General features: G+C 56.1%; 13 protein-coding genes and 1 tRNA gene. All 14 read right to left on the reverse strand.

The features are described from left to right. Positions 1–121: 121 nt before the first annotated feature. Positions 122–3070, reverse strand: a complete 2949-nt coding sequence (locus ACFE70_RS13535; protein ID WP_375418289.1) for a type I restriction endonuclease subunit R — start codon at positions 3068–3070, stop codon at positions 122–124. Positions 3071–3075: 5 nt separating this feature from the next. Further along, positions 3076–3702, reverse strand: coding sequence for a DUF4276 family protein (locus ACFE70_RS13540; RefSeq protein ID WP_375418290.1), 627 nt, complete (start codon positions 3700–3702; stop codon positions 3076–3078). A 7-nt stretch (positions 3703–3709) separates the two neighbouring features. Then, positions 3710–4936 (reverse strand): AAA family ATPase, encoded by a 1227-nt coding sequence (locus tag ACFE70_RS13545; protein WP_375418291.1) that lies wholly within the window; start codon positions 4934–4936, stop codon positions 3710–3712. A 17-nt stretch (positions 4937–4953) separates the two neighbouring features. Beyond that, complete coding sequence (locus tag ACFE70_RS13550; protein WP_375418292.1) at positions 4954–5517, reverse strand: hypothetical protein; 564 nt, start codon at positions 5515–5517, stop codon at positions 4954–4956. A gap of 2 nt (positions 5518–5519) precedes the next feature. Then, positions 5520–6524 carry a hypothetical protein gene (locus ACFE70_RS13555; protein WP_375418293.1) on the reverse strand — a complete coding sequence of 335 codons (1005 nt, stop codon included), beginning with the start codon at positions 6522–6524 and terminating at the stop codon, positions 5520–5522. A 54-nt stretch (positions 6525–6578) separates the two neighbouring features. Continuing rightward, positions 6579–6824 carry a hypothetical protein gene (locus ACFE70_RS13560; protein ID WP_375418294.1) on the reverse strand — a complete coding sequence of 82 codons (246 nt, stop codon included), beginning with the start codon at positions 6822–6824 and terminating at the stop codon, positions 6579–6581. A 138-nt stretch (positions 6825–6962) separates the two neighbouring features. Further along, positions 6963–8000, reverse strand: coding sequence for a restriction endonuclease subunit S (locus tag ACFE70_RS13565; RefSeq protein ID WP_375418295.1), 1038 nt, complete (start codon positions 7998–8000; stop codon positions 6963–6965). Further along, positions 7997–10186 (reverse strand): N-6 DNA methylase, encoded by a 2190-nt coding sequence (locus ACFE70_RS13570; RefSeq protein ID WP_375418296.1) that lies wholly within the window; start codon positions 10184–10186, stop codon positions 7997–7999. Before ACFE70_RS13570 ends, ACFE70_RS13565 begins: the two co-directional genes overlap by 4 nt. Positions 10187–10444: 258 nt before the next feature. Beyond that, positions 10445–11074 carry a DUF2116 family Zn-ribbon domain-containing protein gene (locus tag ACFE70_RS13575; protein ID WP_375418297.1) on the reverse strand — a complete coding sequence of 210 codons (630 nt, stop codon included), beginning with the start codon at positions 11072–11074 and terminating at the stop codon, positions 10445–10447. A gap of 71 nt (positions 11075–11145) precedes the next feature. After that, on the reverse strand, positions 11146–12177 hold the full coding sequence (locus ACFE70_RS13580) for a DUF6371 domain-containing protein (protein ID WP_375418298.1): 1032 nt from the start codon (positions 12175–12177) through the stop codon (positions 11146–11148). A 2-nt stretch (positions 12178–12179) separates the two neighbouring features. Further along, on the reverse strand, positions 12180–13217 hold the full coding sequence (locus ACFE70_RS13585) for an AAA family ATPase (RefSeq protein ID WP_375418299.1): 1038 nt from the start codon (positions 13215–13217) through the stop codon (positions 12180–12182). Then, positions 13210–13554, reverse strand: a complete 345-nt coding sequence (locus ACFE70_RS13590; RefSeq protein ID WP_375418300.1) for a hypothetical protein — start codon at positions 13552–13554, stop codon at positions 13210–13212. The genes ACFE70_RS13585 and ACFE70_RS13590 overlap by 8 nt, the downstream gene beginning before the upstream one ends. A 115-nt stretch (positions 13555–13669) precedes the next feature. Beyond that, positions 13670–14452, reverse strand: coding sequence for a hypothetical protein (locus tag ACFE70_RS13595; protein WP_375418301.1), 783 nt, complete (start codon positions 14450–14452; stop codon positions 13670–13672). A 106-nt stretch (positions 14453–14558) separates the two neighbouring features. After that, positions 14559–14632: transfer RNA gene (locus tag ACFE70_RS13600), tRNA-Ala, on the reverse strand.

The raw sequence follows: 14632 nt of genomic DNA on the forward strand, positions 1-14632 counted from the left end.
TGGGGCGCGCACGGGCGAGCCGCTAAAACGTCCGTATTTTAAGACACCCGCCTGCACGGATTTTCCCTACTGATACTTTCTGTCCCTAACTCTAGTGCTACCCTTAAGAAATCGGACACTATCAGGTGGCAGAGGTCGCACTGCCTGGCGGCAGGTATGTTTGTCGAAACGACTCATCAGTCAGCCAGTGCTTAAAGCTAGGGTTGCCGCTGAACTGTTTAAACAGGTCGTTGTGGACTTTTAGAAAGCTCAGTACAGCCGTCTGTAAGGCTTTGTCGTGCTCAATGCGCGCGTTCTGCTCGTCAGAGTTAGCCATTGCGTTTTGGTACGCTTTGCTGGCGGCCACCTTCGCGGGCAGCTCCTGCGTGATGACGCGCATTACCTGGTCCTTGTCCTCCCAAGGAATATCGCCAAACAAGGTATTGAACTGGCTGACGATAAGACTTAGCGGCACCATTTCAGGTTCGGAGACACCACCGCCTTGACCCAGTTCGGCCGGGTCAATCTCGCGGTCATACTCGGGCAACGTCATGACTTGCGTCTCCTTGATTTGCGCCCGGTAGCTGTCCATATTAATAGTTTCCAGAATGCCCTGGGACAGGTCTTCCTCTACGGGAGCAGGCAATTTGGGCAGAAGCAGATTCAGGAAGATGCTCAGCTTCTCCCACCCGGCTTGCTGATAGGGGAGCAGCGCCCCCAAAAACTCGTAGGTGCGCACGAAATTCTTAGCGGTGCCTTTAAAGCGTACCTGGCCGTCCTCGTCCAGATTACCCCGGTAGCGGCCCACGCAGGCGTCTAGCACGGCGTCGAGCTGAGGGCGGGGTGCCGCATCCAGGAATAAGCTCACCACGGTTTGCACGTCGGCCGGGTCATACACGTCGGCGCCGTCCAGGTCGCTTTTCCAGTCGTGCAGCTTATTGGGGTCCGTGGCGGCGCTCAGGATTGTCGTTTGGTAATAGTCCTTGAATGACTCCTCAATCACCTTCGTCTCGTTATAGAAGTCCAGTACCGCCGTGTCGCGCTTGAGCGGATGAGCGCGGTTCAGGCGCGAGAGGGTTTGCACGGCCTTGACTCCAGCCAGGGGCTTGTCCACATACATCGTGTGCAGCAGCGGCTCGTCGTAGCCCGTCTGAAATTTGTCGGCCACTACCAAAAAACGGTAATTGCCAGCGCGGAATCGTTGTTCCAACTCGTTGCTGGCAAAGCCGTTCAGAGCTTCCTCAGTCACATTCTTGCCGCCGTAGGCAAATTCGCCCGAAAACGCTAAGAGCGTCCGGTAGGGACTGCCCCGCTCCTGCAAGTAGGTTTGCAGGGCGTGGTAGTAGTCCACGGCTCGCGCGATGCCGTTACACACCACCATTGCTCGCGCCTGTCCGCCTAGCTTGTGCTGGGTCTGCTCGTGGAAATGGTCGGCCATGATTTCGGCTTTGCGGCGAATGGCCCGCTCGTGGCTTTCGACGTAGAGGCGCAGCTTTTTAGCGGCCCGCTTCTCATCAAACTTTGGGTCGCCCTCCACTTTTTTCAGCAAGCGGTAGTAGCTGTCCACGGGGGTATAGCTTTTCAGCACATCCATAATGAAGCCCTCCTGAATGGCTTGCTTCATGGCGTAGGTGTGGAAAGGCCGGTGCTTGGTTGTTTCGCCTTCCTGATAAGGGTCGCCGAACAGCTCTAGCGTCTGGTTTTTAGGCGTGGCCGTGAAGGCAAAGTAGCTGGCGTTGGGCAGCATCTTGCGGGCTTCCATCAGCGCGATGATTTTATCCTCCGGGCTTTCGGGCTCGTCCTCGATGCCAGTCAGGGCGATGTTCATCTTCGCGGCCGTGCGCCCGCCCTGGCTCGAATGGGCTTCATCAATCAGCAGCGCGAAATGACGGCCGCGCAGCTCGCCGCCGATGTCGTCAAGGATAAACGGAAATTTCTGGACGGTCGTGATAATGATTTTCTTGCCCGCCTGCAAAAACTTCCGCAAGTCGCCTGACCGCTCGGCGTGGCCCACGATAGAGCCGACCTGCGCGAAGCCCTTAATGGTTTCCTTAATCTGCTTGTCGAGGTTGCGGCGGTCCGTTATCACGACGACCGAATCGAACAGGGTCTGCGAATCACTCGCGGCGGCCAGCCCCACGAGCTGATGCGCCAGCCAGGCCAGGGAATTGCTTTTGCCCGACCCGGCGGAATGCTGAATCAAGTAGCGTTGGCCTACCCCCTGCATTCGCACGTCGCGCAGCAGGCGGCGCACGACTTCGAGCTGATGGTAGCGCGGAAATACTGGCTTGCGGTGCTTCTTGCCCTGCTCATCCTCGGTTTCCAGAACGGCGGCGTAGTTTTCGAGCAGGTCGGCCAAGCTGTCTTTTTGCAACACCGACTCCCAGAGGTAAGTGGTTTTGAGGCCGGCCGCGTGGGGCGGGTTGCCCGCGCCCTGCTCAAAGCCGCGGTTGAAGGGCAGAAACCAGGAGCTTTTGCCGCTGAGGGCGGCGCAAAACTTCACCTGCTGGTCGTCCACGGCGAAATGCACCAGGCAACGGCCCGGCTGGAACAGCAGGTCGCGCGGGTCGCGGTCCTGCTGGTATTGGGTGACGGCATCGGCCACGGTTTGCTTGGTGAGGCTGTTCTTCAGCTCCATCGTGAGCAGCGGCAGGCCGTTGAGGAACACGGCTACGTCCACCGAATTGCGGTTCTGAGTGCTGTAGAACAATTGGCGCGTGACGCTGAACACGTTTTGGGCGTGGCGCCGGGCTGCTTCGGCGTTGCCCGCTGAGGGCGTGGCGTAGTACAGCTGAATATCGGCGACCGGGCCGTGGCTGATGCCCGTGCGCAGCACCTCGACCACCCCGCGCTTGGTGATGTTGGCCCGCAGGCGTTCCAGAAACTTCTGCCGCTCGGCCGGAATTTCGAGCCGCAGTAGGTCCACCGTGGCCCGCTGCGTGGCATACAGAAACTGCTTCAGTTTGGGCCAGTCTAGCCCCAACTCCCGGTCGTAGTCGCCTGACGTGCCGGCCTCGTAGCCGGCTTCGTCAGTCAGCGCGGCCACGATGATATTTTCCAGGCCTTTTTCGCTCGTATCGGTTGTTGTCATAAGGGTTAACACTTGGAGCGTAAGTAGTCAAAAAGACGTTTAACGTGGGGCAGTCGCTGTTCGAGCTGCGCATAGTCTAGCTGTTCCAGCACGTCAAAGGAGTGGCTGCCCTTGCTGTAGGCTCCTTTAGTTGTGGCGCGGGTTGCCAACTCTAGCGCGCCATATAGCTGGGGCTTCGCTACCTGCTCCAACTGCGCGTGCCGGGGTAGGGAATTGAGATGAAAGTGCTGCCCATAGTAGGCAGCCAGTTTCCCTTGGTCGGCTACCAGCCAAGTTTCCATGCTCACGCCCATTAGCTGCGCGTGGTCGTTCGTGGCGCCGGCCGGCCGAATCCAGGGGTCGCCTCGGTTGCTGAAATGCTGCCACGGGTCGCGCGTTTGCTGGGTTTGGGCATCCAGATTGGTGACTACGTCCTCGCTGTCTACCAGCAGCACAATTTCGGTTTCGCCTCCTTCCAGGGCCGCGCAGAACTTATCGTATGCTGCGTTTCGGGAGCCGCACGCCACTATTTCCAGGCGCAGCCGGCAGCCGGGGCGTTGCGCCAGCACCTGCCGCAGCAGGGTGCCAAATGCGCGGCGGCAGCTAGCTTTCAGGCGGGCGCTGTCCCCGCCGCCTTCCACAAAAATCTTCATCGCGCCCTTACCACCGGTTGCCGCCAATGTCGCCGCTGCTCCACAAATTGCCTAAGCTGTAGGTCTTTAAATACGGCCGCAGCTTAGCGGGGTCGAGGCGCTTCATGCGCGTCGCGCCGTCTTCTCTGCTGACCACGACTACATCTTCCGGCGAGTCCTGGAACGTGTCAACTAAAATCTGCGAGTGCGTCGTCACAATCAACTGCGTGCGCTCCGAGGCTTCCTTAATGAGCTTGCCCACTGCTACTACTGCATCGGGGTGCAAGCCTAATTCTGGCTCCTCAATGCAGATGAGTGGCGGGGGGCTAGGGTGACAGAGAATAGCCAACAAACACAAAAACCGCAGGGTGCCATCCGACAGCCGGGACGCTGGAATGAGCTGCTTGCCCTCGCGCAAAAACAGCTCCACGTAGCCGCCCTGCACAAACGTTTCGTAGTCGTCGATGCCTTCGTACAGCTCGTTCAGCAATGCGACGATGCGCGCTTTGGCTTCCGAATCGCGGCGCAGCTGATTTAAGACTAGCGCTAAGTTCTCGCCGCCTTCTCTCAGAAAGTTGCCGAGCGAGTCGGCCCGCTGCGGCTGCCGGATGGGTGAGCCGCTGCCAAACGTCCAGTCCCGAAAAAAAGCCAAGCCTTTGTAGGAGTAAACCAGTTGGGAAAAGCTAGGGTAGATAGTTCGGTCACGCAGTTGGGCTAGTATCGAAGCCCCCAAATCAACCCCAAAGCCCTTCCGCTCCGCGCCATTAAATTCTACCACGGGCATGAGTGAGGTAAAATCGGCTCGATACACGACTTGCATATCATCGGTCTCGCCAGGCAGCAAGTCAGGCTGAATTTGGATAGATTCCTGCTGAATCCGCGGCCGATATTCCCCTTCGGTAAACTGGATTTGATGTACCAGAGAATTTGATGTGTTGACTGCAATAGTCATTCTCAACTCTGCCCATTGAGGAAACTGGTCTTTCCGAAACCAATCTTTGAGGTTACTGCCGCCTTCCCGAAACTGCCTGCTTATGTCGTCACTCATGGCGGGCAGCAAGCTCAGGCAAGCCAGCAAATTCGACTTGCCCGACCCGTTCGGCCCAATCAGCACGTTGAGGGCGCGCAGCTCCAGCGGGGGCGTGTCGGGGCCGAAGGAGAGGATGTTGCGCAGCGTGAGGCTGCGCAGCAGGCGCACGTCGGGCCCAGAAGGCTCAAACCTGGCAGTAGCCTCTATTTCCTCTGTCTCTTCCATGTCGTGAGATGCTTTGCTTACTTATGCTCTACCAGTTCGCCTCCATCCAGCGGCACCCATTCATCAGGCGGGCGAGCGGGTGGGGAACCCTGTACGCTTGCTTCATCCAGAAATAGGTTGTATAGCCGCTTCACTATCATTAAGAGCGTAGCAATAAACAGGCAGGCTAGAAAGTAAGTAGCAAAGCTGGTGTAGGGCTTCAAAAATGGCCAGCGCGTAATCTGAGTAGTGAGCGCGACTAAAATGGCCAACAAGGACAGAATGATAGCGAAGCCAACATTAGCCAGGGTCTGCTTCACTACTCGATGCTTGCGGGGCTGCTGCTGCGTGTTGCGCACAATCTCGAACAGCAGCACTATCACGTTCAGCAGTAAGCCCACGAATATCGAAAACGCGGATACTACCGTGCTCAGAATGTTCTCGCTCATGTAGGCGCCCAGCCCTACTAGCCCCCCGGCCGCTGCCAGCGGTAATAATAGAAACGTCACCCAATCAGACACGCCCGCCCGCTGCGTATTGTCATCCACCAGCGTTCGAAAATGGGCGCTGATGATACTGCGAACGTCAATTTTGAGTGGCATGGCTATTCGGCGCGGTTGGCGTTGGTATAACCGATTTCTTCCTGTATCCGTGCTAATTCCCGTTGCATAAACGCCCGGATTTCATCTGGGTTGGGCCGGCCATCGGCACCGCTACTCACATCTTCTGGCTCAATCCGAATGAGAGGATTTAGCTCAAACTCCTGCTTGCTTTTGGCCGAAGCTCGTTGCCCTTCCTCAGTTTTATAGCCCACAATGGTTTCGTGCTCACCGTCTATGCCAAAACCTCGCAAATCTTCAATCTCGAATAGGTTGGATACTTCACCGGAAACCCAGCGGTTAAACTTGTCGGCGAAGCCTTCCAGCTTATTCAAACCACTAATCTTTACGTCTACATTTATCACCTTTTTTGTGGTGCGAATGCCCGTAATATGGTCGGCTACGTCGGGCTCAATGTGAGTGCGTCGAAACGTAACCTGGTCCACTACTGACCCGGCCCGAAACCGCTCGGCGTTTTCGCGGTCCACATAGCTACCGGTGTGTAGCAGCACATCAGGGCACTCTTGCCGTACAAAGGCGGCTAAGTGCTGCTTAAAGGCGTCAGCAATAGTCGCGTTAGTATAGCCCTGCACCAGTAAAATGCCCTTTTCGAAGTCAGCGGGCATCCAGAGTAAGAAGTGAAACGGCTCGGCTGTTACGTGGTCAGTGCCAATCCTGAAAATGACGTTGGCGGCGTTGGCTTTGTCCTTCACATCGAGGCTACCCCCCAGATTGCCACCATCCACGGTGCCACTGATAAAACGCCGCCTAGCGTTGAACCGCACGGCGGAGCTATCCAGATGGATAGCCTTGCTTACGTTTGCAGTTGCTGAAAACGCGCCGTTAAAGCTGGCGATGTAGTGCTTAAAAAAGTCGGCAAACGGTCGCGTAATCACACTGCCGTTTTTCTGCGTGTACCGAAAAAAATCATCGAAATACAGATACTCGTCCTTCTTACCGCGGCGGCTGACGCTGAGTGTGATGATGTCTAGTTTGAGGGAGCGGGCCATCAGGGTAGGAAAAGGGCTAAGAAGCTAACTGTCAATAATACAAAGATGCCGCTGCTAGTCAGCCGTCGCGTCCACATCCGCCAGCTCCAGGTCGGCTTCGTCTTCGTCGCTTTCGTCCCGGTCCATCTCTTCAGCTGCGCCTACCCCCTCCGTTACGGCCAGGTGCCGCACGTCGGCCCGGCCCGTCACGATATCGGCAATCAGGCGGGTCCGGTATTCCTGAATTAGCTCGATTTCGCGCTGGGCGCGGGAGATGGTTTCATCAAATTTCGCTACTTGTCCGTCAATATGTTTTACCAATTCGCACTGCTCTTGAAAAGGGGGGTAGAGAATAGTCAAGGCGGCTACATCACCAAGTGTCAAGCCCTCTTTAGTGCCACCATTCGTGAGTGCTTTGAACTGCTGCTTTCCAATTTCTGAGCTTAGGCAGTAAGCAGCCTAACGTGAATTAATTGCATCCAACTTTAACCGCACAAGCGCAGTGTGTTGATTTACATAGGCGTCCTTGACTTGCTCAGGAACTACGCCAACCGCACCGAGCAAAGCGGTTATAGAAATGAGCAAATCATCTGGTTGAACGCGGGTTCGTTCACCTTCGGCTCCTGTGGGCGGTGTTACTCGTTGAAGGTTATGTAGTTTGAGGTCAATAGAAGTGACAGACAAATTTCCGATGCGCAGAAAAATAGCGCCTTCGTCACTATAAAACTCAGCCCAACCACGCGACCCGCTAGTTACAAACCTGCTTACATTTTTCAACCGCTTTACCTCCCAATGCGCCGGCACCTCCCCCAGCCAGGCCACGCCCGAGGGCTTGCGCGGCGCGGCCGGGTCCAGCCCCTGTGTGACGGCGCGGTGAATGAGGGCCTGCTTCTGCTCCGTCAGCAGTTGGATGAGCTGCCGCTTGTGGCGCAGCAGCCGCGCAATCTGCCGGGTTTTGCCGCCCAGAAACGCCACGATGCGCTGCTGCTCCGGCAGCGGGGGTAGCAGGATGGGCATTCGCATAAACGTGTCGTCAGTTAGTTGCAGGCGCGAAATCCAAATGCCCTTCGAGCCAATCTGAAATTCCCACTGAAACGCCGACGAGCGCAGTAAATAATCCAGGTACGGCCCTGCTTCCGCATACTCTGGTAGCGCCCGGTACACGCTGTACGCCGTGCTGATAATGCCGTGGTGCTTCGCAAAGCCCAGCCCGTTGGCCCAGGCCCACAAGCTGTTCACCACCAGGTCGCCAGGCCAGCAAAGCTTATGGCCCACATAAGAAGCGGCCATGAACATGGTTACTTTCTGCTCCCGGCGCGGCACCACGCCGCTCTTCGACGACACGGTAAGCTTCTCTTCCAGCCCGGCTTCGGAGCGTTGGTCAATCGTGCGAAACACTTGCTTAGCCCGCTTTATTTCCCAATGCGCGGGCATCTGCGCCAGCCAGGGCAGGCCGGCGGGCTTATAGGCAGGGTAGGGGGGTAGGGAATGGCTCATCGGGCGGCGGGCGCGGCGGCAGTGGGCAGAATCTCGTGCAGCAGCCCGTCGGTTTCGGCTTCGAGGGCGAAGATGTCGGCCGCAATTTCTTCCAGCGTGCGCAGGCGCTGCGGCTGGTAGAAGTAGCGGGTAAACGAGATTTCGTAGCCAATCTGCGTTTTGTCGGCGTCCACCCAGGCGTCGGGGGCATGGGGCCACACCTCGCGGGCCACGAAGCCGGCCACGCCGCCCGGCTCCAGCAGGGGTACCTGCTCGGTGTCGCGCAGCTCTGGGTCGGGCTCATACGTCAGCGTTTCCAGCGGCTCGGCCGGGTTCGCAAACCAGCCGCCCAGCCGCCAGCTCGTTTCGGCGGGCGCGTCGGGAAAGGGATTGTGGTCGCGGCCGCCCAGGTAGTCGTCGGCGTGCAGGCGGCTTTTCACCACGGGCGCGGCGGTTTCGTCGCGCTCGGTCAGGTTGGCTTGCAGCAGCTTTTCGCGCTTAGCGGTCCAGCGCCGCTTTTGCTTTTTGGCTTCGGCCTGCGCCGCCGCCACGAAGTCGTTGAAGTCCCGGCATGGCTCCGCGCCCCACTCGCCGGCTACGGCCGCTACCACGGCGGGCAGCTCGTACTCCTTGTTCAGGGTGCAGGTGTTGGCGAAGGCAGCCAGCCGCTCGGCCGTCAGCTCCACGCGCAGCCGCAGGGGCCGCTCCACCACGATTTTCTGGTAGCCAAATGCCTCATTGGGGAAGATTTTACTCTGCGCACTCTCCTCCATCGTCAGAAAGGCCTCCAGGATGCGCGCCTGGTGCGGCGGACTCAGCTCGCAGTTCTTCTTGCCCAGATTTTTGCGCAGCGGCTGCTGCCAGCCACTGGCGTCGATGAGCTGCACCTGACCCCGGCGCCGGGCCTCCTTGCGGTTGCTCAGCACCCAGATGTAGGTCGCGATGCCCGTGTTGTAGAAGATGTTGAGCGGCAGCGCGATAATAGCTTCCAACCAGTCGTTTTCCAGTATCCAGCGCCGAATGTTGCTCTCACCCTGCCCCGCGTCGCCCGTAAAGAGAGCCGAGCCATTATGAACCTGCGCGATGCGCGAGCCCAGGGCGGTTTTGGTTTTCATCTTGGCCAGCTTGTTGGCCAGAAACAGCAGTTGCCCGTCCGAGGAGCGCGTGAGCAGGCTGAACACCGCCTCGCCGCCATACGGAAACACGAAGCGGGCATCGCGGAAGTCTTTCTTGCCGCCCATGTGCTCCAGGTCCTTGCTCCAACTCTTGCCGTAGGGCGGGTTGGCCAGCATAAAGTCAAAGGCCATGCGCGGGTGCCCGTCGTGCGAGAGCGTCGAGCCGTACTTGATGTTCACGGCCTCGGCGCCCTCGCCCTTCAGCAGCAGGTCGGCCTTCGTGATGGCGTAGGTTTCAGGCTGCACCTCCTGCCCGTAGAGGTGAATCTCAACCTCCTTGCCCTGAGCGGCGGCCAGCTCGTGCAGCCGTTCCTCGGCCACGGTCAGCATTCCGCCCGTGCCGCAGGCATCGTCATACACGAGGTAGGTGCCCGTAGTAATGCGCTCGGCCACGGGTCGGAAAATCAGGTCGGCCATCACGCTCACCACGTCACGGGGCGTGAAATGCTCGCCGGCCTCCTCGTTGTTTTCCTCATTAAAGCGCCGAATCAGCTCCTCAAACACGGTGCCCATCGCGTGGTTGTCGAGCGCCGGCAGCTTCGTGGAGCCGTCCGGGCTCAGCACAGGGGTAGGGGCGAAGTTGATGGTCGGCGACAGGAATTTCTCAATCAGAAACCCCAGCGCATCAGCGTCCATCAGCGTCGGTATCTGGTTGATAAACTTAAACTTGTCCAGAATCTCGCGCACATTCTCCGAAAACCCGGCCAGATAGGCCCGGAAGTCGGCTTCGAGCTGTGCCTTCTTAGGCCGGGCCAGCAGGTCGCGCAGCCGAAACGGCGACGCATTGTGAAACGCCTGCCCGGCCGCCTGGTTCAGGGCCGCGTCCTGCTCCGTGATGCCGAACTCATCGAGCATCTGCTTCTGAGCCAGCACGTCGGCTTTGGTCGGCTCCAGCACCGCATCGAGCCGCCGCAGCACTATCATGGGCAGTATCACGTCGCGGTATTTACTGCGCACATACACATCGCGCAGCACGTCGTCAGCAATATTCCAAATGAAGTTTATAAGGCTAGTGTGCTGGCTGGCAGTCATAGGAGGACAGGTAACAAAACCGGATTAGCCAAGTCAAAAAGGCTGGCTGGGGCCTACAAATTACGGGATAGTCCCAGCTGGAAACTAATTGAAAAGTCAGATTTAAGGGTCTGCATCTCCTCTCTGTGGTGGCGACTAGGCAAACGAGTTATTGAGTGCTTGCTAGTGTCGATGGTCATCTAGCAACTGGAAAAACACGTTGCCGTTGCCGTGGATTCTCTAGAGAATCCACGGCAACGGCAACGATAGTAACCTCGATTATTCTCCGCCCAGCATATTTGCCCGTAGCTGCTTCCGCTGCTTTTTGGAGAGTTCCAAACAGATGTTTTCCGGCTCGCCCATGCCAAAGAAAGATGGGGTAGCATCTTCCATCTCATCTCGCATTTCGCGTAAGTGGTCGCGCATCAAGTACAGGTCAGCCAGACGGGCATGAGCCGGGTGACCACCCGTGCGCAGGCTAGGGTTTTGCCGGTACTCATCAGATGCTTCATCTAGCTTCTCAATGAACGTCTCTACTGATTCCAAGTCAAAAAATTCACCTTCTTCCTGTAAAAACTTGGCTACGAGACCAGTGTATTTTTTGTGAAGCTTTTTACTGGTTTCTTTTTCCTGCTGTTCGTGCGCTCGGCGTTCACTCTTGGAAGTCCAGTCACTATCCAGCGTTTCGTCCTCTTCTGACTCAGTAATGGAATACGCAGGCCGGCTAGGCGCTAGGGTCACTTTGGGTGGTGAGGCGGATGCCGCTGACTCGACAGTTAGCTCTTTAGCATTCTCGCGATTGTAGCGAGCCTTGCAGGCGCTACTGCAAAATTGTTTGTCGGCCCTCCCCTCAATTGGGGTTCCGCACCAGAGGCACTCACGCTCTTGGTCATCTGATAGATAGTTCATTGTGGGGTTTATAAGTGTCCACAGCCGTTTATAAACGACTGCGGACGGGTGGAACCAGTAATTTATGTCGGTTAAGCCAGTAGATAATCCCAGAAAACTGGGTAGCCTCCTGGTTCGGTTAGTGCCCAGCGGACGGTGCCCGTGGTTAGCACAACAGTTTGCGCGAAAGCCAAAAACTCGTCAGCTAAGTCCCAATTAGGCGGCCGGTTCAGTTGGGCGGCCTCTAAGTCCCGACAGACTCGCACCCGTACTCCGGCCTTGCGCAGTGCTTTGGCCTGCACCTCCCATTTATCTGTTGTCCCGGTATCGGGAAACAGGATGACTTCGTGTTGGCGTAAAGCCGCCAGCACATCGGCATCTTTAAATTGAGAAGCGCTACAGCCGCCAGTGGCCAGCCACAAGTAGCCAGGCAGGTAGATAGAGCACAGAACGGCTGTTTTTTCAGCCTCGACGATTGCCACTGGCCGGGGGCCGTCAGTTGCCAGCAGATGCTGTCCAAATAAGCATTGCCGCAGTTGATAGCCGGAACGACGCAGCTTGGTGTGTGCCCATTGGGGTACTACCTCATTTCCATCCGCTCTGTGCTTAATACGCTTTAAAGTGCTAGCGTCGTAGTCGATGATTTTGCCGGTGCGCACCACACGGCAATCATCGACTTGCCAAAACACCGTACCACCTCCGCGAGCCGTACCAATCAAGTAGCGGCGGGCTAGGTCAAGCGCCAGCGGCTCAGTAAATAGTGTGGCTAGGCCACGCACAAAGCCATTGCACTCGTACCTGCTCAGTGACCGCTCTACCACGTCCCAGGGTAAGGCGTCGGCGACTGAGGGCAGTAGTCTGGGAAGTGGCTTTTTAGAGACAGACGCGACCCGGAACGGCGTATTAAATGAGCTGCCGCCTGGGTTATCAGCAAAATGTTGCTTCGGCGTGTAATGGTATTTGCATTTAGCCTCGCGACTGCAACGGCCCACTCGCTCACCCAAGTGCTCGCCTGTTTGCAGGTCTAGATAACGCGAAAACTCGTGCGGCTTCTCGCAGGCTGGGCAGGTGTAGCGGCTGGAACGGCCAGCGTAATGTTCCAGCATGAATTGATGCTCGTTCATGGCTAATCCGTTGCTGGGTCAAACTTCTTCTTGAGCAGCTTTGACACTGCGCTTTTGTCGGCGTACCCCAACTCCTGGGCTATATCCGATAAGTTTTTGCCTGTGTCACGTAGGGCGACGGCTCGGTCGTATTTCTCACGGGTGTAGCCACTCGTGCGCTCTGCCGACCCTTCACCCTGCGGCGCTTTCGTCAGCGTTTCCAGCATCTGCCGTTGGCCGGTAGGGTGAAACGTGAGGTTTTCGTCAAACGTCAGGACATGACTGGCTTCTTTGTCTTCTCGTCCCAAGTAGTTTCCTTTCAGTACGCACAGGTGGCGCAGTTCAGGGTATACCGGGTCAGCCCGTAGCTCCATAACCATCCGCATCTTAGCCTCAAATGCTTGTGAGCCAACAACGTGGTGCTTAGAAGGCACCTGCTCATCCTTGTACTTGCCCGTATGGTGCAGCAGAATGACAAGGCAGCCGTGCTTGGTAGCGAGCTGCCGGAAAGGTTTGAAAAATGCTCGCACGAATTGACTGTCGTTCAATCGTCCTTCAAACAGGTCACTGAAAGCATCGAGGACTATTAAATCAACTGGATAGAGAGATAGTAATTCATCTAGCTGGGCTTCTAGGTCCTCTGATTCGAACAGGTATAACAGTCGTTCATAATCAGCTGGGGGATTGAGACGACGACTCGTTTGCTTTCGGGTGAGAAAGCTCACGCTGCGCTGGTCATCTTCCGTGCTCACGTACACGGCCCGCTGATGAGTCAGCGATAGTGGCAAGCCCAGAAACGTGTCGTCGCCAAGTGCCACCGCTAATGCCAATTGACGCAAAAAGGCCGATTTTCCGGTGTCGCTACTACCTACTAGTGCCACCAAGCCAGTTTTAGGCAAAATGGGGTCTAGTAGCGTGGCCATCTTGTCGCTGGCATCCTCCATCAGCGCCCGCGCCGTGATGAATTTACCCAACGTCATGCTCTTTAGTCCGTCCTGACCATCCAATCGTTCCTGTAAAATAGCAGGGGTCAGATACTGTGCTTGTGTGAGATTAGACATGGCGTTTCCCTTTTAAGGTAGGAAAAACGCCCTGCTGCCTCAAGTCGGCATCAATAGCAGTCTGCGACCGCTTAGCCGTCTTGTTGAAGTGAGCTTCTAGCTCTTGAGCATCGAATTGAATGCTTTTGCCAACGCGGCGCGTCGAGACAATTTGTTTCGAAGACAGCCGGTAGAGGTAAGACCTGCTGACCCCATGTTTTTGGGCCGCATTGGAGATGGGAAGGTAGCGGAGTTGGTCGGATGGAACCGGCGCGGGCCGGTTAATGACTCGCTCAACTTCCTCGCGGATGACATTCCGCAGGTCATTAGGGGAGAGTGTAATGAAGGTGAATTCCATTGGCAGGTCGTTGATTAACGAGGCCAAGGACGCACTTGTAACAACTCAATGTCAATAACGCGATACTATAAACGTTGCCTTTTTATGAGGTAGAACCTTGATGGTCAGACATAATTTACTTAAAAGTTTCAGTCTTTCTGTTTGCTCCTATAGAGTTGAAGTAACCAAAGTCGCGTTTCGAGATACGAGGGTATTGAGGTTCACCATCTTCATTTCCGGGGCGCAATAGTTGGTCTATAGTATCGGCGTTTGTGAATGCTTGCTGTATAATGCTGAAGGGTTTGAAATCCCGAATCCATCCCAACTTTTTAAGAATCACTAGCAAAGCTGCTAAAGCCTTTTGAGTACCCAACCACTCTAGTCTTAATATAATTGGATTATGTGCGCCTTTACCTCTCGCTTCAACGTCAGGAGGAGGGGGAGGTAGGTAAGCTGCGAACATGGACCCTTGAGCTGCTGGTAGTGTTTCAATTGTCCGTACCTCTATTTGGTGAGAGTTCTTGCGCATATAAATCACGCGCTTGTAAGCAAAGAGGTATAGTATGTACTTATAAACGTCCCTGGGGCCATTAACCGTCCTACTAAAAGAAGAATCACGGTTGCCCTGTCTATGAGCAGACAGGCGCTCAATAAGCTCCATAGTTGAGCTTACTAGCTCAGCAATAGGTACTCCTATCCTGTACGCCTCTTGAATAGCCTCTATCACCTGTGCTGTGTCAACACCATAGAACACTTGCGCTTCCCAGCATTCAAGAAGTGACTTGTCCACGTAGTCACGGTCAGGAGCTTCTGGCATGAATTCTCGACTCTTACGGATGGCTAACCTAGCTGAGCGTACCACTAGGGTATCAAACTGCTTGTAGGTGATATCGAAGGGAGAGTAATCGTAAGTGGGCATGTCAACTCGTTTGTTTACACCATGTTTACACCAGGCTGGTCCAGAAACAAAAAAAGCAGCTACGGAAAAGACCGTAACTGCTTAATCTGCTTCGCTTTACCTACTGTGGAGAATATCGGAGTCGAACCGATGACCTCTTGCATGCCATGCAAGCGCTCTAGCCAGCTGAGCTAATCCCCC

The sequence above is a fragment of the uncultured Hymenobacter sp. genome (assembly GCF_964243305.1).
Lineage (GTDB): Bacteria > Bacteroidota > Bacteroidia > Cytophagales > Hymenobacteraceae > Hymenobacter.

Bases quoted from the DNA above. Each gene is read 5' to 3' on its own strand.
- ACFE70_RS13585 (WP_375418299.1), bottom strand. From the start codon at position 13,217: ATGTCTAATCTCACACAAGCACAGTATCTGACCCCTGCTATTTTACAG.
- ACFE70_RS13575 (WP_375418297.1), bottom strand. From the start codon at position 11,074: ATGAACTATCTATCAGATGACCAAGAGCGTGAGTGCCTCTGGTGCGGA.
- ACFE70_RS13550 (WP_375418292.1), bottom strand. From the start codon at position 5,517: ATGCCACTCAAAATTGACGTTCGCAGTATCATCAGCGCCCATTTTCGA.
- ACFE70_RS13595 (WP_375418301.1), bottom strand. From the start codon at position 14,452: ATGCCCACTTACGATTACTCTCCCTTCGATATCACCTACAAGCAGTTT.
- ACFE70_RS13565 (WP_375418295.1), bottom strand. From the start codon at position 8,000: ATGAGCCATTCCCTACCCCCCTACCCTGCCTATAAGCCCGCCGGCCTG.
- ACFE70_RS13555 (WP_375418293.1), bottom strand. From the start codon at position 6,524: ATGGCCCGCTCCCTCAAACTAGACATCATCACACTCAGCGTCAGCCGC.
- ACFE70_RS13570 (WP_375418296.1), bottom strand. From the start codon at position 10,186: ATGACTGCCAGCCAGCACACTAGCCTTATAAACTTCATTTGGAATATT.
- ACFE70_RS13540 (WP_375418290.1), bottom strand. From the start codon at position 3,702: ATGAAGATTTTTGTGGAAGGCGGCGGGGACAGCGCCCGCCTGAAAGCT.
- ACFE70_RS13535 (WP_375418289.1), bottom strand. From the start codon at position 3,070: ATGACAACAACCGATACGAGCGAAAAAGGCCTGGAAAATATCATCGTG.
- ACFE70_RS13545 (WP_375418291.1), bottom strand. From the start codon at position 4,936: ATGGAAGAGACAGAGGAAATAGAGGCTACTGCCAGGTTTGAGCCTTCT.
- ACFE70_RS13590 (WP_375418300.1), bottom strand. From the start codon at position 13,554: ATGGAATTCACCTTCATTACACTCTCCCCTAATGACCTGCGGAATGTC.
- ACFE70_RS13580 (WP_375418298.1), bottom strand. From the start codon at position 12,177: ATGAACGAGCATCAATTCATGCTGGAACATTACGCTGGCCGTTCCAGC.